Genomic DNA, 25,251 nt, shown 5'->3' on the forward strand with positions numbered 1-25,251 from the left:
ATTTATTACTTGAATTCAAGTCCAGTATAAATTGCTATTAATGCTTAGCCAAGGTAAGGGATGAATAAATAACCAACCAGGCGACATGCTTGCAAGGTGTTCTCGCGGAGACAAGAATTTTCCTTAATACGCTAATTGTGCTCCGATTGAAGAATTTTTTGTTCAAGCATTGAAATCAAGGCTTGGAAGCCATCTCGCTTTAAGATTGCATTATATTCAGCCCGCTTCAGGGCGAGATCACTGACACCGTCCACGAGAATATTAATAATACGCCAACCGTCTTTACTCTGATGCAATACATAATCAAAATTTATAGGATTACCATCTCCCGGAATCAATTTACTACGTACTAATATCTGATCGCGTGGTAATGAGCGCCGTTCTATAACTTCAAAACGTTCTCCCTCATAGTGATCAAATCTTTCAGCATAAGTAGCAATACTGAGTTTGCGGAAGGTTTCAGTGATTTTTTGTTGTTGTTCCCCATCTAGCTTATTCCAATTAGCTCCCAGTATTGAACGTATTATAGTATCTATATCATGCGAGCGATTGATAACAGGTGTCATAAGCTCTAGGCGTCCGCGGTAGCCTAATTCATCCCCTTTTCTCATCGCCTGAATGAGTGTTTCCTGTAAACCATGGATGACGTGTTCAGGGGTGTCAGATTGAAAATCCTGAGCGCTAGTCACAGCAGCCAGCGACAATAAAATTAGCGTAATTAAGACATATTTGATGTTTCGAAATTCAAGCAGAGATTTCATATCGACGATTTTTCCATTGAGCACGCTCACCACGCCAGAATCGGAATGCTGACGTCCATGTCATCAGTAAAAACAAAGTACCGATAAGAGGAAGTGCAGCTATCCAAAGCGAGGAGCATTGGTAATAACGTAAAATGGGCAGATAAACAATGATCATGGCAATCCACGTTAATACGGCAGTAATAATTAAATAGGTTGTTAACGGAAGAAACAAAGATATTAACGGAGCAAACCAGAACATGCTTACCATAATCAATGTACAAGCAAAAAGTAATAAAGAAGAGTAATGTAATTGTGTATAAGCCGTTCGTGCCACCATATTCCAAATTGTTTTCATATCATCATAAACTCGATGACTACGAGCAGAATGACTAAGACCGGTCCAAGTGAGCAAACCAGTATGCTTGATGCGGGATGCCAGCGTACAATCATCAATCAGTGCATCACGTAAACTGTCAAATGCGCCTATTGTTCGCAGCACATTCGTCTTGACCAATATACACCCGCCAGCTGCAGCAGCAATTCGCGAGCCAGGTTTATTAGCAAGCTGGAAAGGATAAAGCAATTTAAAGAAGAACACAAAGGCAGGCATCAATAAACGTTCAATAAAATGGTGAAGAGAGGGTTGTGCCATTAAAGATACAAAAGCTAGATTCTCTTCACGCGCTTTTTTGAGTAAAGCAACAACAATTCCTTGGGTAAGGGTAATGTCTGCGTCCAGTAATAATGTATAAGGCGTACGAACTTTACTGAGTCCTTGTTCTAAAGCCCATAATTTTCCACTCCAGCCAGTGGGCAGTGGTGTGCCGGATAATACTGTTGCTCCCCATTCCTGTGCTTGTTCAGCAGTATTATCATCTGATTGATCATCTATAACGATGATGTGTAGGTTTAATCCTTGAGTGCTGAGCGCTGCTAATGTTTGCTGAATAAATGCCCCTTCATTGCGTGCAGGAATAAGCACGGTAATATCATCCAATGATTGCTTTTCATCATTTATTGCATCTAAAGACTCTTGTGTGCTCCATGGTTGCCAAGGAACCAGCACTATTATCCACCAAAGAAAAGTACCTATAAAAGCTAGAAACGTAGCAAGCTCTATCATCGCCTGATCTCAATCAACGGAATTAATTCAGGGTAAACATTGTTCTTCGTACTTTTATATAATAGGTTAAAAATAGGCTCTACTATACTAACTATCAGAGCGAGTTAGATTACTTGATGAAGCGGTTGGGGTACTTGTTGTTTGTTCAACTGTGACGGGTATTGGAAATTCCTTCTGCGACGAGGTACTTTCTCTTGAGGAGGTGGTTAAGTTCTTCTGAGAAGGATCGGGTGCCATAGGGCCGTCAAGACGCGGTCCACGCAGGCTTACGCGCATTGCTTTAAGCGGATGAGCGAATGTATCGTTAATCGCGGTTGGCTCGAATCCGCAGTGAGCCATGCAATTAGCACATTTCGGATTATTGCCTACACCGTATTTATCCCAATCTGTTTCCTCCATTAATTCACGGAAGCTGGCTGCATAACCTTCATCTACCAATAAATAACAAGGACGTTGCCATCCAAATAGATTGCGTGTGGGATTACCCCATGCAGTACATTGATAATTCTGATTACCTGCGAGGAAATCTAAGTAAAGACCGGAATGGTTGAATCTCCATGGTTGCTTTCTTTTTTTTCCTTCTTGAAAGATCGCTCGAAAAAGTCGCTTGCTAACCGATCGTTGCAAAAATACATCCTGACGTGGAGCATGTTCATAACTGAACCCAGGTGATACATTGATCCCTTCCACTCCTAATTCAGTGGCCGTGTCAAAAAATGCTGCAACTTCTTCTGCCGTTTCATTTTGAAAAAGTGTGCAGTTTACCGTAACCCTGAAGCCGCGCTTGAGCGCTTTTTGAATAGCTGGAATGACTTTATCATAAACTCCTTCACGACAAACAGATGCATCATGACGTTCTTTATTACCATCAAGATGGATTGAAAAAGTAAAATAAGGGGAAGGGCGGTAATCATTCATCCGGTCTTCTAGCAATAATGCATTGGTACATAAATAGACGAATTTTTTTCGCTCGATGATACCCTCTACAATTTGAGGCATTTCTTTATGGATGAGTGGCTCTCCACCAGCGATTGAAACAACTGGTGCTCCACATTCATCCACAGCTGATAGACACTCTTGAACGCTCATTCGGCGACGTAAGGTATCATCTGGATAATCAATCTTGCCACAACCAGCGCACGCCAGATTACATTGAAATAAAGGCTCCAACATTAGTACTAAAGGATAACGTTTATTACCCTGAAGCTTCTGCTTTAATATATAACTACCTACACGGTATTTTTGTAAAAAAGGGACGCCCATTTAATTTCTCTCCGTTATTTTTAGTACCAATTTTATTTTTATCGCACGATAAATTAGGAATTCTCAACTTGTTCACAATTTGAACACTATCTTTTTCTTATTCTAGTTAATTTGATGCAATATCATTTCTTTTTTTTTATGAAAAGAAAAAAGTTTCAATATAGCTTAATGAGAGCTATAGATAATAATGCTTTAAATAAAACCGCTATTCTATTTGTTATTATTCTACTAAGTGGCGATATGCTAGCATGTATATTTTATAAACCAAAGCAATGATTTTAGAATAAAAATATTAACTCTTCTAATTCCTGAAATTTATTTAGAAATCTGACAATCTGCTTTCAGCATATTTATATTTATATGCTAAATTTATTAGTGACAATAAATAATGGATGAAGGAAACAAACCGGAAAAGAGATTTTTATCATAAATAAATTTTCTTATTCGAGCGATACTTTCAGAATAATCTGCAATTATCTCTTTCCGGTCTGTATTGGTTATGAATTTCTATTGATAGGATACGCCAAGCTTTTGCAGCGTTTCTTTGGTTAGCTGGCCATAGCCCATAGTAATATGGTTCTGTTTCTGAAAGTTTTTCAATGCAGTGATAGTTTTGGCCCCGCTTTTTCCATCAATTGCACCGGGATTAAATCCAGCATCCGCTAGAGCCTGTTGAACTTTACGAGTTAATTCAGGAGTTCCCTTGACAACTTCGCTCAAATCTTCATACTTTTCAATGTGCTGTTCTGATTTTTTCGCCGGTGGCGGAATTTCGTTACTGAATGCAGATAAAGGGTCTTCAGATTCAATTGATTCGTTTGGCATAGTATCAATGGTTTGATCAGCGGATATAATTGTCTCTTTAGAAGCTCCATCACTCTCATCTGGAATTGATTCAGGCGTGTCTTTTGTAGTATCTGCGGTTTTATCAGGCTCGGCTTTTGCCTCGGCTTTCTTCTCATCTTTCTGGAGAACTTCTGAGTTGCCTTGCTTTGCATCTACAATTTTTCCTCTCGGTTGGCAGCCCATTAAGCCAAATGCAAGCAATATTGAAAAAATTATCATTATCAGATTAGCAGTTTTTATTTTCATGCTGAAATTCTCCTCTCTAAATAAAATGGCTTAAAAATTTATTTTGATACACGCAAAAACTTTATCATAGGTACTTTTAATAATAAACTGAAATCGCTCCTAATATTTTATTTTTATTGAATAAATAATTATTGATTCGATTAACTAAGATTGTTTTAATTACTAAGCTAATCTCATGACAATAAGCTTGCGATTTGCGTTATATAACTAGAGCTGAGGTTACAAACTTTACCTGAATGAATGTGAAAAAATTGTAAGGAAAATTTGGGGGTGTAGGGCGAGTTGAATGGGCAGTGATAGGAATGCTGTTCATTATCCGGCATTTCTATCACTACCACTGGATGTAGTGACGAGGTTAATAAGAAATAAATTACAAAGAAAGAATATTGGGTACCGCTAAAAATCCATATTTGCGAGCATCTGCTTCGTGGATTGCCTGTTTTTCTCGTTTCGTCGCAATATTTCGTTGTTCACAAAAAATGTTCCCTCACTTATCAGTTATAGGCTGCGCCAACATTTTTTGTTCTCGCCTGTCTTGTTTAGAATTTTAAATTTTTAGAGGCGCGCTATTATAAAAATAAGATAATAAAAGATATATAAATACCGTTCCCAACTGCGATAAAAGCATGGAGGAGATTATTTGTGATCTTGGGTAGTAGAATGATTACTTAATATCTCATCCAAAATTTCTATCCAGTGCCTGACGGGTAATGATGTGCCGCTTTGTAGATGCATTAAGCAACCAATATTTGCAGTTACAAGCTGATCTGGTTTCTCGGCAGTAAGATTGATTAATTTTTCTTTGAGCAATTGTTGAGACAATATTGGCTGAAGGATAGAGTAAGTGCCAGCAGAACCACAGCAAAGGTGGGCATCTTTAACCGCACAAAGTGTAAAACCAGTCATACCGAGTATTTTTTCGACGACACCACGGATCTGCATGCCATGCTGAAGTGTGCAGGGAGAATGAAACGCAAGCTTTGTTTTGTCATATTGTCCGGTTTCTTCAAGAAGAGTAGCCAAATTAACTGTTTCTGCTGCTAATATCTCACTGATATCTTTAACTAATGCTGAAATTTGTTTAGCTTTTTCTGCATAATCTGGATCGTGGTGTAGTAAATGCCCATAATCCTTGACCGTGACTCCGCAACCACTTGCTGTAATCACAATGGCTTCTATCGGCTCTGTGTTCTTTTTTTCTTCAATAAGTGACCACCAAGCATCGATATTGCGACGCATGTAATTCAATCCATCTTGCTGAGCATCAAGATGATAAGAGAGCGCACCACAGCAGCCTGCTTTTTCCGCTGTAATCAGCGAAATTCCAAGCTTATCGAGAACGCGCGCAGTAGCAATATTGATGTTAGGCGAAAACTCCGGTTGCACGCATCCATCGAGTACAAGCATAGTTCGTTGATGTTTTTTTGTAGGCCACTTTCTGCTATTTGGAATCTTGGCAGGGATTGATTTTTTTAATTTGCCCGAAATTAAAGGACGGAAAAATTGGCCTATTTTAAATAATGAGGTAAATAAATATCGATTAGGCAAGATTTTGTTCAATAGATAGCGCATGCTTCTCTCGCGCGTACTGCGTGTTACCTTTTTGTGAATAACACCTCGCCCAATATCGATTAGTCGACCATATCGAACGCCAGAAGGGCAGGTTGTTTCACAAGCACGGCAAGTAAGGCACCTATCCAGATGCTGTTGTGTTTTCTGCGTGACTGGCTGCCCTTCCAAGACTTGCTTCATCAAATAAATGCGACCGCGTGGGCTATCCAATTCATCGCCCAATAACTGGTAAGTAGGGCATGTGGCCAGGCAAAAACCGCAATGTACACAGGATCTCAATATCGCATCAGCTTCCTGGCCATCCGGGGTATGTTTAATAAAATCAGCAAGATTCGTCTGCATTTTTTAGTACTCTGGATACATTCGTCCTGGATTAAATATTCCCGTAGGATCAAATTTTTGTTTTAAGCGTTTATGGAGTGTCATCATATAAGATGTTAAGGGATGAAAAATTTGAGCAGAGGATTTGTTGCCATAAAACAAAGTAGCATGTCCACCTGCTGCTTCTGCTTGCGATCGAATCGTTTTTTCATTTAAATTTTCGTCGCTCGCCAGCCAGCGCAATGCCCCCCCCCATTCTAATAATTGTTCTCCTGGCAGTAGTAGCTTCGGAGTAGAAGATTTGAGTGATAAGCGCCACAGTCTCGTCCCTGAATGAAAGAAGGGATGGGTATGCTCGCGTATGGATTGCCAGAACGATTTGGCTTGTTTCATTTCTTCTCCACCCAGTTTAAGGCGAGCGGCGTGCACCGCAGACTCGGCACCAGAGAGTCTTACAAAAAGATGGTCATTATAAAAACAGGTAGCAGAAATAGGTAATGGTTTGCTTGCCCAATGATGCATTTTGTCAATTGCTTCGGGTTCTGTCATCTGCATGCCTAGCGTTATTTCCATCGACGGTAGCGGCAATACCTTGAGTGAAACTTCCAGCAGAACTCCTAAGGTCCCCATTGCGCCGGTTACAAGACGTGAAACATCATAACCAGCCACATTTTTCATGACCTGTCCGCCAAAATGTAAATCATCCCCTTTGCCATCCAGCATGCGTACCCCGAGCACAAAATCACGAGCTGCTCCCGTATAGGCTCTTCGGGGTCCGGAAAGACCGGTGGCGATACAGCCACCTAATGTGGCATTTTCATCAAAATGAGGCGGCTCAAAAGCCAGCATCTGATGATGTTCGGATAATACTGCTTCAAGATCAGATAAGCGTGTGCCCGCACGTGCGGTTACGATAAGTTCGCTCGGCTCGTAATTTACGATACCCGAATATGCTGCGGCATCAAGTATTTCGTATGTTTGACTAGTTAGCTGACCACCATAAAAATATTTGCTGTTACCGCCACGGATATAAAGCGGTCTTTTATTTTTTACTGCAGCATTGATAGTATGAATAAAGTGTTCAACTGCTTTTGGCATAAAGTAAAAAAATAATATAGTTTGGATGAATTTACCCAGTTTATTGCTTAATCAAAATCTAGGGATCGTTGGAAATTTATTTTCGCCATGATGTACATGCATGGCTCCTAATTCTGCGCAGCGATGGAGCGATGGAACCGCTTTCCCGGGATTGAGTAAGCCAGCTGGATCAAAGGCATGTTTGATCGCATGAAATAGGTTTCGTTCGGCAGATTTAAATTGAAGACACATTTGATCTAGCTTTTCTATTCCAACGCCATGCTCTCCAGTGATCGTTCCGCCAGCCTCAATACATATTTCCAATATTCTAGCGCCGAAAGCTTCAGTTTTCTCTAATTCTCCAGGTTGATTGGCATCATAAAGTATTAATGGATGTAAATTACCATCCCCGGCATGGAAAACATTCATGCAGCGCAAGCCATATTCAGCAGAGAGCGTTTCAATATCATGTAATACTTGCGCTAAACGCTTGCGAGGAATCGTTCCATCCATACAGTAGTAATCGGGGGATACCCTGCCGGCAGCAGGAAAAGCAGCTTTGCGTCCTGCCCAAAAACAAAGCCGCTCTGTTTCATTGCGTGAGATGCTGATTTTAATTGCGCCACTCTCTTGCATGATGGTGCTTATCTTTTGAATTTCATCTGCCACCTCTTCTGTCATGCCATCGGCTTCACATAATAGGATAGCAGCAGCATCTAAATCATAGCCTGCATGCAAAAAATCCTCAACAGCATGGATAGTAATCTTATCCATCATCTCCATGCCGGCAGGAATAATTCCGGCACTGATGATATTAGCCACAGCGTCTGCAGCTTTTTGAATATCATTAAATGCTGCCATTACTAACTGTGCTTTTTCAGGTTTTGGAGTGAGCTTAACCGTGATCTCGGTAATGATACCTAGCATTCCCTCGCTGCCAGTCATTAAAGCCAGCAAATCATAGCCTGGACTATCGAGCGCACTGCTTCCGATTTCGATTGCTTGACCTTCCATGGTGAGTACGCGTAACTTGAGAATATTGTGAACGGTCAATCCATATTTCAGGCAATGTACTCCGCCAGAATTCTCAGCTACATTGCCACCAATCGTGCAAGCTATTTGTGATGAAGGATCAGGCGCGTAATACAAACTGTATGGCGCAACTGCTTCGCTAATCGCCAAATTCCTTACCCCCGGTTGTACGCGTGCCGTGCGTGCTATTGGATCGATTTCAAGTATTCGTTTCAATTTGGCAAGCGATAGCAAAATACCTTCATTATGAGGTAGCGCGCCACCCGATAGGCCTGTTCCTGCGCCACGTGCAACTACCGGGGTTTGGGTGGCATGGCAAATCTGTAGAATTTTGGCCACTTCTTCTTCTGTTTGAGGGAGCGCAACGATCATCGGTGTTTGCCGGTATGCCGATAGGCCATCACATTCGTACGGTTTTAAATCCTCCGTTTCATATAAAACAGCATCACGAGGAAGGAAAGAGCGCAATTTACTGACTAATTCGAAGCGAGACATAAATCGGTATTAATTCTTTATTTGATGATTGCTTAATTTTTCAAGTATGCAAACAATGGCGGAGTTATCCCACTTGCCGCCTTCATGAGCAATACATGCATTATAAAGCGATTGGGTTATAGCTGTATTGGGTAAACTGATGCCTAAGTCAGATGCGCATGAAAGAGCGATAGCAAGATCTTTTTGTTGCAATTCGATCCGAAATCCTGGGTCAAATGAACGCTTGATCATACGGTCTCCATGAACCTCAAGAACACGTGAGCAAGCGAACCCTCCGAGCAAAGCTTGTCGTACTCTTGCAGGATCAGCGCCTGCCTTGGATGCAAACAGGAGCGCCTCTCCTACCGCTTCTATTGTAAGCGCAACTATAATCTGGTTAGCCACCTTGCAAATTTGACCCGCGCCATTCGCCCCTATCAACGTGATGGTTTGTCCCATCAAATCAAGTATGGGTTTTATTTTTTGAAATACACTTTCGTCTCCTCCCACCATGATGGTGAGTGTAGCGTTTTTCGCGCCGACATCTCCTCCCGAAACAGGAGCATCCATATAATCGCAACCTAATTCATTGATTCGGTGTGCAAATTTTATGGTTTGGAGAGGGGAGATAGAGCTCATATCCACGATTATTTTTTTTGCAGAATTTTCATTCAAACTATCAGCGATTCCATCGCGACCAAATAAAACTTTTTCAACATCAGGCGAATCAGGTAACATCAGAAAAATTATTTCTGCATTTTTAGCGACTTCTTTGGGTGTAGCGCAACGCTTACCGCCTTTTTTGATAAGTTCTTCAGGTACGCCGCTACGAGAGTGTAGAAATAATTTATGCCCACCTCGAATAAGATGACCTGCCATGGGCTTGCCCATGATACCCAAGCCAATAAAACCAATATTATTTATCACTCAATCTCCTCTAATCCTCTAAGGATGTTATTCTCTTTATGTTAACAAATCGATCTGATCCTACCTGAATTAGCAGTCTGATAAAAATATCTCTTCGCTCCGTTGCAGCTGCGCTGTTAAAAACTGGCTCAAAATGCTGCTCATTGATCAAATATAAATTTTGCTTTTTCACCTGTTTCTACCTCTCTTCTGCCTATCTCGACTACTCAAATGCGTTTTTTCAACAGCCGGTTAGATCTGTTAGATAATTGATAATAACTATAAAGTGTTTTGTTGATAATGCTATAATTTTGCTTGTTGGGCAGTATGCTTGGCTATTCATAGAAAACGCACTTTTCACGTATAATCTATAGAGATTTTGAACGTGGACAATATACGAGTCTACGTTTGTCTTTGTCTTTAAGTCTGGTTAGATCCATAAGGAGTCTTTTTGTGTCACAACATCCACGTGCTATCCTCGTTTTAGAAGATGGCACCGTTTTTCATGGTATTTCTGTCGGTGTTGAAGGGATAACTGCTGGTGAGGTGGCTTTTAATACAGCTATGACAGGTTATCAAGAAATTCTGACTGATCCCTCATATTGTCGCCAAATTATTACGCTTACTTATCCCCACATTGGTAACACTGGGACTAATTTAGAGGATATAGAATCCTCAAATATCAACAAAGTCTTTGCTGCTGGTTTGGTAGTGCGAGATTTGCCTCCCGTTTCTAGTAATTGGCGAAAAACTGAATCACTTCCTGCTTTTCTCAAGAATTATAACGTTATTGCTATTGCTGAGATTGATACACGTAAGCTTACGCGTATTTTAAGGCAAAAAGGGGCTCAGGCCGGCTGTATTATGGCTGGGAGGATCAATGAATCCGAAGCATTGCAGGAAGCTAGAACATTCCCGGGGTTAGCAGGCATGGATTTGGCGCAGGTCGTTAGCTGTGATCAAAGGTACGAATGGAAAGAGGGGGAATGGAAGTTGGGGGTGGGATATCCTATTCAACCAACAACACATTTCCATGTTGCTGCGCTCGACTTCGGGATCAAACGCAACATATTGCGGAAGCTGGCGCAGCGTCATTGCAAGGTAACGGTATTTCCAGCACAAACACCGGTGAATGAAATTCTAGCCTCGCAGCCCGATGGTGTATTCTTATCAAATGGGCCTGGTGATCCAGAGCCCTGTAATTATGCGATTAAGATGACCCAGAGATTGCTGGAAGAAAAAATCCCACTTTTTGGTATTTGCCTAGGACACCAGATACTTGCACTTGCCGTTGGCGCTAAAACCATCAAAATGAAATTTGGTCACCATGGGGCAAATCACCCTGTCCAGGATCTGGATAGTGGTCGGGTGATCATCACAAGCCAGAACCATGGATTCGCCGTAGATATCAATACGCTTCCATCCCACGCACGCATTACCCATCGATCACTATTTGATGATAGTCTACAAGGTTTTGAACTTACTGAAAATATGGCTTTTACTTTTCAAGGGCATCCAGAAGCGAGCCCTGGTCCAAACGATGTGGATTATTTATTTGACCGTTTTATCGGTCAGATGAATCAGAGAAAAAAAAGCCAATTTGCATCATAATAGCTTGTATCACATTCAGTTTTACAGATTGCCTGGTTAGAGGAATATGCCTAAACGTACTGACTTAAAATCCATTCTCATCATTGGAGCTGGGCCGATTGTCATTGGTCAGGCCTGCGAATTTGATTACTCCGGTGTGCAGGCATGCAAAGCCTTGCGTGAAGAAGGCTACCGTATTGTTCTGATTAATTCCAATCCTGCCACTATTATGACTGATCCAGAGATGGCCGATGCCACCTATATCGAACCCATCACCTGGACAATGGTTGAGAAGATTATTGAGATTGAGCGCCCTGATGCCTTATTGCCAACAATGGGGGGGCAAACAGCCCTAAATTGCGCGCTTGATTTAGTTAAGCATGGTGTTCTCGAAAAATATGGTGTGGAGCTTATTGGCGCGTCCCGTGAGGCCATTGATAAAGCTGAAGATCGGGAAAAATTTAAAGATGCGATGTCGCGAATTGGGTTAAATTCAGCCCGTTCTGCAGTCGCGCATAGCCTGGAAGAAGCATTGCAAGTCCAAGCCATGATTGGTTATCCTGCTATTATTCGGCCATCATTTACTTTAGGTGGCAGCGGAGGAGGTATTGCATATAACCGCGAAGAATTTGTTGAAATTTGCGAGCGTGGCCTTGATATTTCTCCAACAAAGGAACTTCTTATTGAAGAATCAGTCATTGGCTGGAAAGAATTTGAAATGGAGGTGGTGCGCGATAAAAATGACAACTGCATCATAATATGCTCTATTGAAAATTTTGATCCAATGGGGATTCATACCGGAGACTCAATTACAGTTGCACCGGCACAAACGCTTACTGACAAAGAGTATCAGCGTATGCGTGATGCATCTATTGCGGTATTGCGTGAAATTGGTGTAGAGACAGGTGGTTCCAATGTGCAATTTGCCATCAATCCGCAAGATGGCCGTATGTTAGTGATTGAAATGAATCCACGTGTCTCACGCTCTTCCGCTTTGGCATCTAAAGCGACAGGGTTTCCCATCGCTAAAATCGCTGCTAAACTTGCGATCGGATATACGCTCAATGAACTTGGTAACGATATTACCGGAGGGATGACGCCTGCTTCTTTTGAGCCAACCATTGATTATGTGGTCACTAAGATTCCACGCTTTGCTTTTGAAAAATTTCCTCAAGCCAATGATCGTCTAACTACCCAGATGAAATCCGTAGGAGAAGTGATGGCTATGGGGCGCACTTTTCAGGAATCCCTACAAAAGGCATTGCGCGGATTGGAAACGGGCATAGATGGTTTGGATGAAAAAACTACTGATACCGAAACGATTGAAACTGAGTTGGGCCACCCTGGTTCTGAACGTATCTGGTATATTGCTGATGCATTCCGTTGCAATATTTCATTTGATGAGATTCATCATCTTACACACATTGACCCTTGGTTTCTCTCGCAAATTGAGGATTTAGTCAGAAAAGAAGAAGCGCTTGGAGACAAAAAGTTAGAGGCACTCGATTTACAGGCGCTGCGTAAATTAAAGCGATGTGGTTTTTCTGATCGGCGGCTGGCCAAATTGCTCAATACCACTGAGGCAGCTGTACGAGCACGTCGGCATCAAGAAAATTTACGTCCCGTTTACAAGCATGTGGATACCTGTGCAGCAGAATTTGCTACCTATACGAGCTATTTATATTCTACTTATGAAGAGGAATGTGAAGCAAACCCCAGTGACAGCAAGAAAATTATTGTGCTGGGCGGCGGTCCTAATCGAATTGGTCAAGGGATTGAATTTGATTATTGCTGCGTTCACGCATCGCTTGCTCTACGTGAAGATGGATATGAAACAATCATGATCAATTGTAATCCAGAAACGGTCTCCACAGATTATGATATTTCTGATCGATTGTATTTTGAACCGCTTACACTGGAGGATGTGCTTGAAATTGTTGCGATAGAAAAACCGGTGGGCGTTATTGTGCAATATGGTGGTCAAACGCCTCTTAAGCTTGCGGGAGAACTTGAAGCAAATGGTGTTCCGATTATCGGTACCAGTCCAGATATGATCGATTGTGCTGAAGATCGTGAACGCTTTCAAGCGATGCTTCACACATTAGGATTAAAACAGCCCCCTAACCGTACAGTGCGTAGTGCGGAGGCTGCCTTGTCAGCAGCAAATGACATTGGTTATCCTTTAGTTGTTCGTCCCAGCTATGTGCTGGGCGGTCGTGCGATGGAAATTGTTCATGAGCAGCGTGAGCTCGAGCGCTATATGCGTGAAGCCGTCAAGGTGTCCAATGATTCACCCGTTCTGCTAGATAATTTTCTTACCAATGCAACTGAAGTGGATGTCGATGCAATATTTGATGGAGAAAGCGTTTTAATTGGTGGAATAATGGAACATATTGAGCAGGCAGGTGTCCATTCAGGAGATTCTGCTTGTTCTCTACCTCCCTTTACTCTCTCTTCGGTCATGCAAGATGAATTGCGTCGGCAAACTGGCATCATGGCTCGTGCTCTCAATGTGAAGGGATTAATGAATGTACAGTTTGCTATCCAGAATGAAACTGTATACGTATTAGAAGTCAATCCCCGAGCATCTCGTACGGTTCCCTTTGTCTCTAAGGCAACTGGCCTTCAGTTAGCAAAGATTGCTGCGCGTTGCATGGTTGGTAAGAAAATAGCCGATCAAGGTATTTTACGTGAGGTCAAACCGTCTTATTTTTCAGTGAAAGAAGCGGTTTTCCCTTTTACTAAACTTTCTGGCGTAGATACTATATTGGGACCTGAAATGAAATCGACTGGTGAAGTCATGGGGGTAGGCTCTACTTTTGCAGAGGCATTCGTTAAATCGCAACTTGCTACAGGTGTTCGGTTACCCATGACTGGCAAAATTTTTATCAGCGTGCGACGCAGTGACAAACCAGAGGCTGTCAGTATTGCTCAAAAATTTGCAAAGTTAGGATTCACTATTTATGCCACTCATGGTACTGCTGAAGCGATAGCTGAGGCTGGCTTAGTGGTTAATAAAATAAATAAAGTTGCAGAGGGTCGGCCGCATATCGTGGATATGATTAAGAATGGAGAAATTTGTCTGATTATTAATACTGTCTCCGATAAACGCAGCGCAGTTCAGGATTCATATTCGATCCGGCATGCTGCGTTACAAGCAAGAGTGACCTATTACACGACTATGGCTGGAGCTCGTGCAGCATGTATTGGTATCGCTGAAATGCGCGAGTTGCAAGCTTATAACTTACAAAAACTGCATGCATAATGAGAAAGAATGAATTCCAAATAAATAATATAAAATCGATAATAAAAGGTGGAAAAGTGTTATGAGTCCAGTTCCCTTAACCGTGAGAGGCGCAGAAAAACTGCGTGCAGAATTACATGAGATGAAAACTGTCCAGCGTCCTGCTGTCATTGCCGCTATTGCAGAAGCACGTGCACATGGTGATCTTTCTGAGAATGCTGAATATGAAGCGGCAAAGGAAAAGCAAGGGTTTATTGAAGGACGTATTGCTGAACTGGAGGCCAAGCTTTCAAACGCTCAGATCATCAATCCTACACTGCTAAATGCAGATGGTGCCTGTGTTTTTGGTGCGACGATCGATCTTAAGGATATGGACAGTGATGTGGCAGTAACCTACCAAATCGTAGGAGATGACGAGGCTGATATTAAAGAAGGAAAAATTTCTATCAGTTCTCCAATTTCTCGCGCCTTGATTGGTAAGTACGCGGGTGATATCGCAGTAGTAGAAGCACCAGGCGGTATCAGGGAATATGAAATTCTAGATGTAAAATATATTTAGAATATTGATTAATTCCTGCTAGAAGAATAAAGATTGGTTTCTTGTAGGTACCTCTAAAAATTCGGAGTTCTAAACAAGACAAGGCGAGAACAAAAAATGTTGACGCAGCCTATAACTGATAGGTAAGGAACCATTGTTGGTGAATAATGAAGTATTGTGACGAAACAGGGTAAGCAAGCAATCCGCGAAGCGGATGCTCGCAAATATGGATTTTTAGAGATGCCTCTGTGATTAAGGTGATTTTTTGAGAAAAGGCTTAGCAGGCAGGTTCCTTTCCTTCGGTTTCTGGACGATAAATGACTAGAATTTTGCCGATATGATTGACCGGAAAGGCTTCCAATTGCTGGCAGATTTCTTCTAGCAATAAGGCTCTCGCTTTCCTATCTCCATTCAATATTTTAATTTTGATGAGTTCGTGGTTTGAAAGCCCTTTATCGAGTTCGCTCATTACGCCTGCTGATAGACCGTCTTTACCTATCATCACGATTGGGTTAATGTGATGAGCTCGCGCAGCAAGCGATCGGCGTTGGGAACTATTAAATTTCAACATAGAATAAATTCTTTCTAAAATTATATTTTACTACTTGATGAAGTCTGCTAAAACTAGTAAAGCATGGATGAAAGAACATGTTAATGACTTTTTTGTTAAACAAGCAAGAAAAGAAGGTTACCGCTCAAGAGCAGCCTATAAATTAAAAGAAATAGCTGAGCGAGATCAACTTTTTAAACCTGGAATGACGGTCATAGATTTAGGAGCAGCACCTGGTGGTTGGTCACAAGTAGCCATTGAAAAAATAGGAAAAAATGGGAAAGTTTTTGCGCTGGATATACTCGAGATGCCTTCCTTGACAGGTGTTACTTTTATTCAGGGTGATTTCAGCGAAGAAGCGATTCTGAGAGAATTTAAAACTTGTCTTGGAAATTGTTCGATAGATCTTGTAATTTCAGATATGTCACCCAATATCGCTGGTATTGGAGTCAGTGACCATGCACGTAGTTCTTATCTTGCTGAATTGGCATTGGTGTTCTCCAGGGAACAATTGAACCCTGGTGGCAATTTTCTTGTCAAATTTTTTCAAGGGAGTAATTTCGATCAATATCTGAAGGATATGCGAGCAAGCTTTAAAAAGGTGGTTGTTCGTAAACCCAAGGCGTCACGAGATCGAAGTAGCGAACTATATTTATTAGGGTTAGAAAAAATCTGTTAGACTGAATATACGTTTTGTTAATTAAATGGCGGATATTAAATTTTATTCAATCAGATATTTTCAAATAACCGGTTTTGTCACAAATATTACAAAATAGGATTAGAATGAGAAACTTAATATTCTGGTACATTATTAAGCTGCAAACCAAGGAGCTGTCATGAATAATTTAATTAAAAATATGGCTATTTGGCTGGTGATTGCGTTGGTGCTAATGACCGTATTCAATCAATTCACTGTACGTCAATCATTACAGGCGCCGCTGGAGTACTCTCAGTTCATCAATGAAATGAATCAAGGCAGGATTGCGAAAGTGATTATTGATGGGCGCACACTTAAAGGTACTAAATCAGATGGTCGGCAATTTATAACTTATGCCCCGTCAGATCCGTGGTTAGTCAGTGACCTGCTCAGAGCAGGGGTGATCGTCGAAGCTAAGCCAGAAGAAGAGCCCTCTATGCTCATGAGTATTTTTGTTTCATGGTTCCCCATGCTATTGCTGATTGCAGTATGGATTTTCTTCATGCGTCAAATGCAAGGCGGTGGGCGAAGTGGCGGAGCATTTTCTTTTGGTAAAAGTAAAGCCAGGATGTTGGACAAAAATAGTAATCATGTGACCTTTGCAGATGTTGCAGGTTGCGAAGAAGCAAAAGAAGAAGTAGCCGAATTGGTTGAATTTCTGAGGGATCCTACAAAATTCCAAAAATTAGGTGGGCGTATCCCGAGAGGTGTGCTCATGGTAGGTAATCCAGGAACTGGAAAAACACTATTAGCTCGGGCTATAGCAGGAGAAGCGAAAGTTCCTTTTTTCAGTATTTCGGGTTCTGATTTTGTCGAGATGTTCGTGGGTGTTGGTGCATCCAGGGTAAGAGACATGTTTGAGCAGGCTAAGAAGCATGCACCCTGCATTATTTTTATTGATGAGATTGATGCAGTTGGTCGGCAACGCGGCGCTGGTCTAGGGGGTGGAAATGATGAACGTGAGCAAACACTGAATCAATTGCTGGTAGAGATGGATGGTTTTGAAGGCAATATGGGTGTAATCGTGATTGCAGCAACCAATCGTCCTGATGTGCTTGATCCCGCTTTATTGCGTCCAGGTCGTTTTGATCGGCAAGTTACCGTGCCCCTTCCTGATATTCGAGGTCGTGAGCAAATTCTTCAGGTTCATATGAGAAAGGTGCCCATCTCTCCAAATGTTCATGCGGATGTAATTGCAAGGGGAACCCCTGGTATGTCAGGTGCTGATCTTGCCAATCTGGTTAACGAAGCAGCATTGTTTGCGGCACGGGCTAACAAACGTTTAGTGGATATGGAGGATTTTGAACGCGCAAAAGATAAGATCCTCATGGGTACTGAGCGACGCTCGGTCGTAATGCCTGAAAATGAGCGCCGTAATACTGCTTATCATGAATCAGGGCATGCTGTGGTTGCTTATCTTTTACCAAAAACTGATCCAGTGCACAAAGTTTCAATCATTCCTCGCGGACGAGCACTGGGTGTGACGATGCAATTACCAGCAGAGGATAGATATAGTATGGATCGTGACCAGATTCTACAAACTATCGCGGTTATGTTTGGTGGGCGTATTGCAGAAGAGATATTTATGAATCAAATGACGACAGGTGCTTCCAACGACTTTGAGCGTGCCACTGAAACGGCTAGAAGAATGGTAACTCAATGGGGTATGTCAGATACACTGGGACCGATGGTTTACGGTGAAAATGAAAGCGAAGTATTCCTTGGGCGATCGGTCACTACTCATAAAAATGTAAGTGAAGCAACTATGCAGAAAGTTGATATGGAAATTCGCCGTATCGTTGATGAACAGTATGCGCTTGCTCGTAAACTTATAGAAGAGAATAGGGATAAAGTAGAAGCTATGACTAAAGCCCTGCTTGAGTGGGAAACGATTGATAGCGAGCAAATCAAGGATATTATGGATGGACGGCCACCACGGCCACCTCAATCACCACAATCTCCAGCTTCAGTTAAGGAGAAAGAAAGTAAGCAATCTGCAGGAACGGTTGCAACTGAAACACCGGCACAAGAAGCTGAAGTGTAACCCATAATAATTTTTCCCGATTCAATATGGCCTGCGTATTAATTGATACGCGGGCCATATTTTTATCAACATGGTATATTTCTGTTGATATTTTGCTAGGTTGCCCAGTTTTGTTATTTTTATAATGAGCCAATTACAACAATTAAAACTGATTGACGGCCCATATATAATGGGGATTATCAATGTAACACCTGATTCTTTTTCTGATCACGGTCTCTACGCAACAACAGATAAGGCTCTTGAGCTTGCTGAGCGCTTAATTGAAGAGGGCGCAGATATATTAGATATTGGAGGAGAATCAACGCGACCTGGAAGTTTAGGTACTACTCTTGAAGAAGAACTACGCCGAGTAATACCTGTAGTAGAGATTCTATCTCAAAAAAATATTTCCATTTCTGTCGATACCTCTAAGCCTGAAGTCATGCAAGCTGCGATAAGCGCAGGTGCTTCCATAATAAATGATGTGAATGCCTTGCAAGCACCAGGTGCAATCGAAATGGCTGCAAGAAGCAAGGCAACTATCTGTTTAATGCATATGCAGGGTAACCCAAGAAGTATGCAAAACAGCCCTCATTATGTTGATGTGGTTTCTGAAGTTAAAAGCTTTCTCCAGCATCGTATTGATATTGCAATTTCAAGTGGTATTCCATACCATCGTCTCATCATAGATCCTGGGTTTGGTTTTGGTAAAACGCTCAAACATAATCTTGAGCTACTCAGGCATCTTGATCAATTTGTGCAGATGAATGTACCTGTCTTGGTAGGACTTTCGCGAAAATCTATGTTGGGAACGATTACAGGGAATGATGTGGATAACCGAGTTCATGCTAGCGTGGCAGCAGCCTTGTTTGCTGTGACCAAGGGGGCCAAAATTCTACGTGTACATGATGTTAAGGCTACAAAAGACGCTATTATGATTCATAATGCATTGGTTAATGAAGAGTATTGCTAATAATTAATTTCAAACTTCAAGGAGTTAATTCACAAAATGGATAAGAAGTACTTTGGTACCGATGGGATTCGGGGAAGAGTCGGTGAATTCCCCATTACGCCTGAATTTATCATGCACCTTGGTTATTCAGCTGGAAGAATAATAGCGACCACTGATTGGCACCTTGCAAAAGGAGAACGACCTACAGTTTTAATAGGAAAAGACACCCGGGTATCAGGCTATATGCTTGAATCCGCTCTAGAAGCAGGGTTCTCTGCTGCTGGGGTCGATGTGTTATTATCCGGACCATTACCTACTTCTGCTATCGCTTATCTAACTCGAGCTCTTCGTTTACAAGCTGGAATTGTTATTTCGGCATCACATAACCCCTTTGAAGATAATGGCGTCAAGTTTTTTTCATCAGGAGGGACCAAACTGCCGGATGAAATAGAAATTGAAATTGAGGCAGGATTAAATAACCCAATTCAAACCATGCCTTCAGCAGGGCTTGGGAAAGTGCAGCGTCTTAAAGATGCAACAGGCCGTTATATCGAGTTTTGTAAAGGTACTTTTCCTTATGATCTTGACCTTCGTGGTTTGCGTATCGTGGTTGATTGTGCTCACGGTGCTACCTACCATATTGCTGGGCACGTGATGCTCGAGCTAGGAGCAGATGTCATCACGATTTGTGCGAAACCGGATGGTTTCAATATCAATCATGAATGTGGAGCGACGCATATTGCAGCGTTACAGAATTCAGTGATACAACATGAAGCTGACCTTGGTATTGCACTGGATGGGGATGGTGATCGGGCCTTAATGGTCGATAAGGAAGGAATTGTCTATGATGGAGATATGTTGCTCTATATTATTGCTAAACATCGTAAGCAAAAAAATATTCTGAAAGGGGGGGTGGTCGGCACACTGATGACCAACCTTGCTATTGAGAAAGCTTTTGGGGAGCTTAATATTCCTTTTAAGAGAGCACGCGTTGGGGATCGCCATGTGCTTGAATTACTGATAAAGAATAACTGGCAATTAGGCGGGGAAGGATCCGGGCATATTCTATGTCTCGACAGGCATACCACTGGTGATGGCATCATTACGGCGCTGCAAGTTTTGTATGCATTACGTGATACCTCTTTGACATTGGCAGAGTTTACGCAAGATATGGTACTATTTCCGCAACGATTGATTAATGTGAATGTTCCCAAAGGGTTCGATTTCCTTAATGACTTAACGATTAACTCATCTACACAGCAGGCAGAAAGCGATCTTGGAAACGATGGAAGAATATTGCTGCGTGCATCAGGGACTGAACCACTGATCAGAGTAATGGTGGAAGGCAGGATGAAGCAGAAAGTTGATCATTGGGCAGAACAGATTGCTACTGCGGTTCAGCATGCTGCTAATATACAATAGAAGAGAGCTGCAATAGTGACGAATCTTACCTCAGCATCCATATTCAGTAATGCTGAATATTCCATAAAGAATTTATTATTAACCTAATATGAAGGACTTGCTGATTGATGACCAATAAATTGCGATTTTTGATCACCAGAAGTATGATTGGCTGACAAATCAATTGGTTATTCAATCAGCAATAGTTTGCCATTATTCTATACCTCATTTATAAATTATTTTCCTGTTTAAGCTTTATAACGCTATCTCAATAATCTGCAGAGCTGATTAGGGGTAAAGAGATTCGCTTTTAAATCAGTTATTTTCAAAATTATCATTTTTGTTATAGTGCCAACTCCAGTTTTAATTTGCAAATGGAATAACTCTTTGAGTATATTGTTAATCTATCGCTATTAAATCTGTCTATCAGAGGAAATTAAAGTTCAAGAAATTTTAATATGCGAAATATGAGTACGCTATAACAAGCAATGATCAAAATGAAAAATTCCTCAGTTCTATGGATTATCTACCCATTTTTCTTAATATTAAAGACCGTAACTGCCTCGTCGTAGGTGGGGGAGAGGTTGCAGCCAGGAAGACGATATTATTATTGAAAGCGGGGGCACAAGTCAGAGTGGTATCGCCACATCTTAATGATGAACTAAATAACCTTCTCCAACGAGGCAGCATTATTTATTATGCAGAAACTTTTGACCCCGTGCATCTGAAAGATGTGGTGCTGGTGTTTGCTGCAACGAATGAACGCTTAGTCAATCAATATGTTTCTGAAGCCGCGAATGGACTGGGTATACCAGTTAATATCGCTGATAATCCCGCATTGTGTTCATTTATCATGCCATCGATACTCAATCGTTCACCTATTCTCATCGCCATTTCTAGTGGGGGAACATCGCCAGTACTAGCAAGGTTGTTACGCGCACAGCTGGAAACTTTGATACCAGAAGCTTATGGCCGTTTGGCTTATTATGCTGGTAAATTCCGTGAGCATGTCAAGCACCGTTTCAGTTCTCCCAAGAAGCGCCGCTTATTCTGGGAAAAAGTGTTACAAGGCCCATTTGCTGAAATGGTTTTTTCGGGAAAAAATCGGGAGGCAGAAGCATTTTTATTAAGTTCTCTTGAGCACGAAACAAACGAGCCACCTTGGGGAGAAGTCTATTTGGTAGGTGCCGGGCCAGGTAATTCCGATTTGCTGACCTTTCGTGCCATGCGCTTGATGCAGCAAGCTGATGTTGTCGTATACGACCGCTTAGTCTCTCCAGCCATACTCGACATGGTAAGACGCGATGCAACGCGTATCTATGCGGGGAAGGAGCGCAATAAGCATACCTTGCCACAAGAATCAATCAACCATTTATTGGTAAGACTAGCCAAAGAAGGAAAGCGAGTACTTCGACTAAAAGGCGGCGATCCTTTTATTTTTGGCCGAGGTGGCGAAGAAATTGAAACATTATCCCAGCATCACATTCCTTTCCAGGTAGTACCAGGAATTACAGCAGCATCAGGTGTGGCTTCCTATGCGGGTATTCCGCTTACCCATCGCGATTATGCTCAATCCTGCATTTTCGTTACAGGTCATCTCAAAAACAATACCATTAATTTGGATTGGCAGGTGTTAGCCAGACCACAGCAGACTATCGTAATTTATATGGGATTGCTTGGATTACCTGTATTGTGCAAGCAGCTTATTGCGCATGGTCTTCCAGCATCAACACCGGCAGCCATTGTACAGCAGGGAACTACTTACAAACAGCGTATCGTGATTGGTTCACTCGAAACATTACCTGCTCTTGCTTCGGCCGCTAACTTGGTGCCTCCAACGCTCATTATTGTAGGGGAAGTGGTCAGATTACATCAAAAACTAGCCTGGTTTGAGCCTGTATGTGATTCTGTTGGAGAATGATTTGAAGAATGGGTGAATTCTAATTTCATTTCCAAATTAAACATGACGCGAAGGCGAGCCGCAGACAGTATCAATCATACGGCAAGGTGGAGCTGACAAAGTCAGTTTTGATTTGGAAAGGGAATAAAGAATATGAATTTATTAAGGAATTTATTGCTTATATTAAAAATTCCAAGGTAGGTTATTTGCCGTAGCTAATTCTTTACCCCATGTTTCGATGGCATTCAATATTTGCACAATATGAGCATTTTCTATATGAGCGTCACGTAATGCCTTAATTTTATCAGCGAATTCAGTTAGAATCATGCTATTGTCGCAGTTTTTCTCCATAAGATGCTGACGGCATAGAGCTTTCCATCGCTGTAATTCATTTTCTGATAAAGTATCTGGCCAATTACGTGCACGATATCGAAATAATAGTTCATGAAGTCGCTTATCCTGGAAATCAAAATGATGATGCGTAAGCTGCCGAGGTGAAGCATTACGCACTGCTGACATGAGGATGCGATCATTCTCACTGAAAAAACTGTCATAAAGCGCCAGATCGACATCTTTAGATGCTTCAAATTCCATACTGGAATAGGCCTGCGCTACCCGCTGCATAAATGCGATATTTTTATGCAACAATTGCCAATGTTGCTGGCAAGCTTCTGTATTAAGGTTAATTCGGGAGATAATGGATTTATCAAGCACATTCTGAGGGGCAAGTGCAGGACACTTATTAATCTTTACTGATTTTACCGGCAAGCGTGGCACTTCCTCAGGTAATGTGGATTGGGGTGTAAACAAGCACATTGCCAGTTCCTCGACACTTAATTCCATAAAAGGGGACGGATTATGACGCAGATCATAAACCAAAATACTGTTCCCGTTTCCCTGCTCTTGAATCAAGGGCATCACTACTGTAGTACAGCCAGTTTCTGAGGGATACATACGAGAAGTATGGATAACCGGGGTATGATTGATTAAATCCAATAATAAAGCGGCATTATGCTTGTTACGAAGTCGAAAAAACCAGCTATAAAGACGCGGTTGTCTATCATGTAATAAGCGCGCCAGCTTGATCGTTGCTTTAACATCTGATAGCGCATCATGGGCAGAATCATGATGAATATTATTGGCTGTTGTGAGATCCTCAAGACGAAAGCTGGGTCTGCCATCCTCATGCCTGGGCCATATCATACCTTCCGGCCTGAGCGCATAAGTCATACGCACCAAATCGATGAGATCCCAGCGCGAGTTCCCTTGTTGCCATTCACGCCCATAAGGATCATAAAAATTCCGATAGAGGGTAAAGCGTGTAACTTCATCATCAAAGCGCAATGTATTGTAGCCAACACCACAGGTCTTGGGCTGTGCCAGTTCATTATGAATTCTTGCAATAAATTCTGGCTCAGGGAGACCCTGGTTATCGGCTATTTGCGGCGTAATGCCAGTCAGTAAACAGGCATCGGGTTGAGGCAAAATATCTTTGGGTGGTTTGCAATAGATAACGAGTGGATCGCCAATTTCATTCAGTGCTTCATCAGTTCTTAAACCGGCAAACTGAGCTGGACGGTCCCATCTGGGATCCGAGCCGAAGGTCTCATAATCATGCCAATATAATGTTGTCATTGCATGTTACAGAATAATATTCAACTTACGTGCTATATTAATTGTTCTACCTATAACTTTCTTGAACTTATGGATATGGTCGAATTAAGAAGATTCCGGTGAAGAGCAGCGATAATGCTATAAACCAAGGCGTTGCCAAATTTTTGTTGTCAGGACAGCTGAGTTAAGCGTGTAAAAATGGAGTCCCGGCGCGCCTGCTTTAAGTAATCGCTCACATAAAGCGGTTACCACGTCTAACCCAAAAGCATGGATAGACGCTATATCATCCCCATATCCTTCCAACTTTTTTCTAATCCAGCGGGGGATTTCAGCGCCACAATTATCTGCAAATCTAACCAGTTGAGAAAATTTGTTAATAGGCATAATACCTGGGACAATCGGCACATTCAGATTGGCCGCCTCGCACATATCAACAAAATGAAAATAAGCATCTGCATTATAAAAGAATTGCGTAATTGCAGAGTCTGCGCCGGCTTCTATTTTATTTCTAAAATTCCTGAAATCTTCTTGAGCAGATCGGGCCTGTGGATGATATTCTGGATAAGCTGCCACATCCATCTCGAAGGTATTACCAAATTCTTTGCGAATGAAGGTAACCAATTCATTGGCATAACGGAATTCACCTGGTTGAGCCATTCCAGAAGGTAAATCTCCACGCAGAGCCACGATGTGGCGAATACCGCTTTCCTGGTACTTTCTCAAGATTGAATAAATATTTTCACGAGTAGAACCGATACAGGAAAGGTGTGGCGCAACAGAATGACCGTCTGCCAGCATTTCCAATACTGTATCAAATGTCCGATCGCGAGTGGAACCTCCTGCACCGAAGGTGACCGAGAAAAATTTTGGCTTAAACTGGGCGAGCTGATGGCGCGCAGCGCGTAATTTTTCTACCCCTTCTGGGGTTTGTGGAGGGAAAAGTTCAAAGCTAAAAGTAGGCGAAAAAACTTTCTGTGATTTCAACTTATTATATCTGGATCATTACTAAATTAAGAGGGTAATCTTACTAAGATATTAAAATAAATGATTGACCCTCTCTATTAAAAGGAATTCTTAACCCTAAAAAGGGGTTTTTTTAGGGTTAGGCAAGCGTCTTATTATATTTAAACTATTCGTGC

General features: G+C 41.8%; 19 protein-coding genes. 8 read left to right on the forward strand and 11 right to left on the reverse strand.

Annotated elements, in window-relative coordinates; all coding sequences use genetic code 11:
- Positions 1 to 131 precede the first annotated feature (131 nt).
- The 8 genes from BM283_RS08480 to BM283_RS08515 form a co-directional block, all read right to left on the reverse strand.
- Positions 132 to 761, reverse strand: a complete 630-nt coding sequence (locus BM283_RS08480) for an HpnM family protein (RefSeq protein WP_254776288.1) — start codon at positions 759 to 761, stop codon at positions 132 to 134.
- On the reverse strand, positions 745 to 1,866 hold the full coding sequence (locus tag BM283_RS08485) for a glycosyltransferase (RefSeq protein WP_090692018.1): 1,122 nt from the start codon (positions 1,864 to 1,866) through the stop codon (positions 745 to 747). Before BM283_RS08485 ends, BM283_RS08480 begins: the two co-directional genes overlap by 17 nt.
- A gap of 87 nt (positions 1,867 to 1,953) precedes the next feature.
- The gene (gene hpnH, locus BM283_RS08490; protein WP_090692021.1) at positions 1,954 to 3,129 is read right to left on the reverse strand and encodes an adenosyl-hopene transferase HpnH; all 1,176 of its coding nucleotides are present in this window, start codon (positions 3,127 to 3,129) and stop codon (positions 1,954 to 1,956) included.
- Between the two features lie 507 nt (positions 3,130 to 3,636).
- Complete coding sequence (locus BM283_RS08495) at positions 3,637 to 4,221, reverse strand: peptidoglycan-binding domain-containing protein (protein WP_090692023.1); 585 nt, start codon at positions 4,219 to 4,221, stop codon at positions 3,637 to 3,639.
- A 636-nt stretch (positions 4,222 to 4,857) separates the two neighbouring features.
- The gene (gene glcF, locus BM283_RS08500; protein ID WP_090692025.1) at positions 4,858 to 6,135 is read right to left on the reverse strand and encodes a glycolate oxidase subunit GlcF; all 1,278 of its coding nucleotides are present in this window, start codon (positions 6,133 to 6,135) and stop codon (positions 4,858 to 4,860) included.
- 3 nt (positions 6,136 to 6,138) lie between these two features.
- Entirely contained in the window at positions 6,139 to 7,212 is a 1,074-nt protein-coding gene (glcE, locus tag BM283_RS08505; protein ID WP_090692027.1) for a glycolate oxidase subunit GlcE, read from the reverse strand.
- 51 nt (positions 7,213 to 7,263) lie between these two features.
- Positions 7,264 to 8,718, reverse strand: a complete 1,455-nt coding sequence (locus BM283_RS08510) for an FAD-linked oxidase C-terminal domain-containing protein (protein ID WP_090692029.1) — start codon at positions 8,716 to 8,718, stop codon at positions 7,264 to 7,266.
- 9 nt (positions 8,719 to 8,727) lie between these two features.
- Positions 8,728 to 9,621, reverse strand: a complete 894-nt coding sequence (locus tag BM283_RS08515; protein ID WP_090692107.1) for a 2-hydroxy-3-oxopropionate reductase — start codon at positions 9,619 to 9,621, stop codon at positions 8,728 to 8,730.
- 435 nt (positions 9,622 to 10,056) lie between these two features.
- On the opposite strand from BM283_RS08515, the gene carA reads away from it, so the two are divergent.
- From carA to greA, 3 genes are all read left to right on the forward strand, one after another.
- Positions 10,057 to 11,214 carry a glutamine-hydrolyzing carbamoyl-phosphate synthase small subunit gene (gene carA, locus BM283_RS08520; protein ID WP_090692032.1) on the forward strand — a complete coding sequence of 386 codons (1,158 nt, stop codon included), beginning with the start codon at positions 10,057 to 10,059 and terminating at the stop codon, positions 11,212 to 11,214.
- 46 nt (positions 11,215 to 11,260) lie between these two features.
- Complete coding sequence (carB, locus tag BM283_RS08525; protein ID WP_090692036.1) at positions 11,261 to 14,458, forward strand: carbamoyl-phosphate synthase large subunit; 3,198 nt, start codon at positions 11,261 to 11,263, stop codon at positions 14,456 to 14,458.
- A gap of 61 nt (positions 14,459 to 14,519) precedes the next feature.
- Positions 14,520 to 14,996: a transcription elongation factor GreA gene (gene greA / locus BM283_RS08530; protein ID WP_046849519.1), complete on the forward strand. Its 477-nt coding sequence runs from the start codon at positions 14,520 to 14,522 to the stop codon at positions 14,994 to 14,996.
- A 256-nt stretch (positions 14,997 to 15,252) separates the two neighbouring features.
- On the opposite strand, the gene yhbY is transcribed toward greA, so the two are convergent.
- Positions 15,253 to 15,546: a ribosome assembly RNA-binding protein YhbY gene (gene yhbY / locus BM283_RS08535; RefSeq protein ID WP_090692038.1), complete on the reverse strand. Its 294-nt coding sequence runs from the start codon at positions 15,544 to 15,546 to the stop codon at positions 15,253 to 15,255.
- 37 nt (positions 15,547 to 15,583) lie between these two features.
- Here yhbY and BM283_RS08540 point away from each other — a divergent pair, with 37 nt between their 5' ends.
- The 5 genes from BM283_RS08540 to cysG all read left to right on the forward strand — a co-directional run bounded on the left by BM283_RS08540 (position 15,584) and on the right by cysG (position 22,519).
- Positions 15,584 to 16,204: an RlmE family RNA methyltransferase gene (locus tag BM283_RS08540; RefSeq protein ID WP_074667127.1), complete on the forward strand. Its 621-nt coding sequence runs from the start codon at positions 15,584 to 15,586 to the stop codon at positions 16,202 to 16,204.
- Between the two features lie 157 nt (positions 16,205 to 16,361).
- The gene (gene ftsH / locus BM283_RS08545) at positions 16,362 to 18,266 is read left to right on the forward strand and encodes an ATP-dependent zinc metalloprotease FtsH (RefSeq protein WP_090692039.1); all 1,905 of its coding nucleotides are present in this window, start codon (positions 16,362 to 16,364) and stop codon (positions 18,264 to 18,266) included.
- A gap of 124 nt (positions 18,267 to 18,390) precedes the next feature.
- Positions 18,391 to 19,218, forward strand: a complete 828-nt coding sequence (gene folP / locus BM283_RS08550) for a dihydropteroate synthase (RefSeq protein ID WP_090692042.1) — start codon at positions 18,391 to 18,393, stop codon at positions 19,216 to 19,218.
- Positions 19,219 to 19,254: 36 nt separating this feature from the next.
- Positions 19,255 to 20,619 carry a phosphoglucosamine mutase gene (gene glmM / locus BM283_RS08555; protein ID WP_090692043.1) on the forward strand — a complete coding sequence of 455 codons (1,365 nt, stop codon included), beginning with the start codon at positions 19,255 to 19,257 and terminating at the stop codon, positions 20,617 to 20,619.
- A gap of 496 nt (positions 20,620 to 21,115) precedes the next feature.
- A complete protein-coding gene (gene cysG / locus BM283_RS08560; protein ID WP_090692046.1) occupies positions 21,116 to 22,519 on the forward strand; it encodes a siroheme synthase CysG in 1,404 nt (467 codons plus the stop codon).
- Positions 22,520 to 22,681: 162 nt separating this feature from the next.
- Here cysG and sbcB read toward each other — a convergent pair whose 3' ends face one another.
- Positions 22,682 to 24,133, reverse strand: a complete 1,452-nt coding sequence (gene sbcB / locus BM283_RS08565) for an exodeoxyribonuclease I (RefSeq protein WP_090692048.1) — start codon at positions 24,131 to 24,133, stop codon at positions 22,682 to 22,684.
- A 117-nt stretch (positions 24,134 to 24,250) separates the two neighbouring features.
- Complete coding sequence (metF, locus tag BM283_RS08570) at positions 24,251 to 25,096, reverse strand: methylenetetrahydrofolate reductase [NAD(P)H] (protein WP_090692049.1); 846 nt, start codon at positions 25,094 to 25,096, stop codon at positions 24,251 to 24,253.
- Between the last annotated feature and the right edge of the window lie 155 nt (positions 25,097 to 25,251).

Origin of the sequence: Nitrosomonas sp. Nm34 (assembly GCF_900113925.1) — a bacterium.
In the GTDB taxonomy this organism is placed as follows: Bacteria; Pseudomonadota; Gammaproteobacteria; order Burkholderiales; family Nitrosomonadaceae; genus Nitrosomonas.

Coding starts and splice junctions, on each gene's coding strand:
- BM283_RS08480 (WP_254776288.1), bottom strand. CDS start 761: ATGAAATCTCTGCTTGAATTTCGAAACATCAAATATGTCTTAATTACG.
- BM283_RS08485 (WP_090692018.1), bottom strand. CDS start 1,866: ATGATAGAGCTTGCTACGTTTCTAGCTTTTATAGGTACTTTTCTTTGG.
- hpnH (WP_090692021.1), bottom strand. CDS start 3,129: ATGGGCGTCCCTTTTTTACAAAAATACCGTGTAGGTAGTTATATATTA.
- BM283_RS08495 (WP_090692023.1), bottom strand. CDS start 4,221: ATGAAAATAAAAACTGCTAATCTGATAATGATAATTTTTTCAATATTG.
- glcF (WP_090692025.1), bottom strand. CDS start 6,135: ATGCAGACGAATCTTGCTGATTTTATTAAACATACCCCGGATGGCCAG.
- glcE (WP_090692027.1), bottom strand. CDS start 7,212: ATGCCAAAAGCAGTTGAACACTTTATTCATACTATCAATGCTGCAGTA.
- BM283_RS08510 (WP_090692029.1), bottom strand. CDS start 8,718: ATGTCTCGCTTCGAATTAGTCAGTAAATTGCGCTCTTTCCTTCCTCGT.
- carB (WP_090692036.1), top strand. CDS start 11,261: ATGCCTAAACGTACTGACTTAAAATCCATTCTCATCATTGGAGCTGGG.
- greA (WP_046849519.1), top strand. CDS start 14,520: ATGAGTCCAGTTCCCTTAACCGTGAGAGGCGCAGAAAAACTGCGTGCA.
- yhbY (WP_090692038.1), bottom strand. CDS start 15,546: ATGTTGAAATTTAATAGTTCCCAACGCCGATCGCTTGCTGCGCGAGCT.
- BM283_RS08540 (WP_074667127.1), top strand. CDS start 15,584: ATGAAGTCTGCTAAAACTAGTAAAGCATGGATGAAAGAACATGTTAAT.
- ftsH (WP_090692039.1), top strand. CDS start 16,362: ATGAATAATTTAATTAAAAATATGGCTATTTGGCTGGTGATTGCGTTG.
- folP (WP_090692042.1), top strand. CDS start 18,391: ATGAGCCAATTACAACAATTAAAACTGATTGACGGCCCATATATAATG.
- glmM (WP_090692043.1), top strand. CDS start 19,255: ATGGATAAGAAGTACTTTGGTACCGATGGGATTCGGGGAAGAGTCGGT.
- cysG (WP_090692046.1), top strand. CDS start 21,116: ATGGATTATCTACCCATTTTTCTTAATATTAAAGACCGTAACTGCCTC.
- sbcB (WP_090692048.1), bottom strand. CDS start 24,133: ATGACAACATTATATTGGCATGATTATGAGACCTTCGGCTCGGATCCC.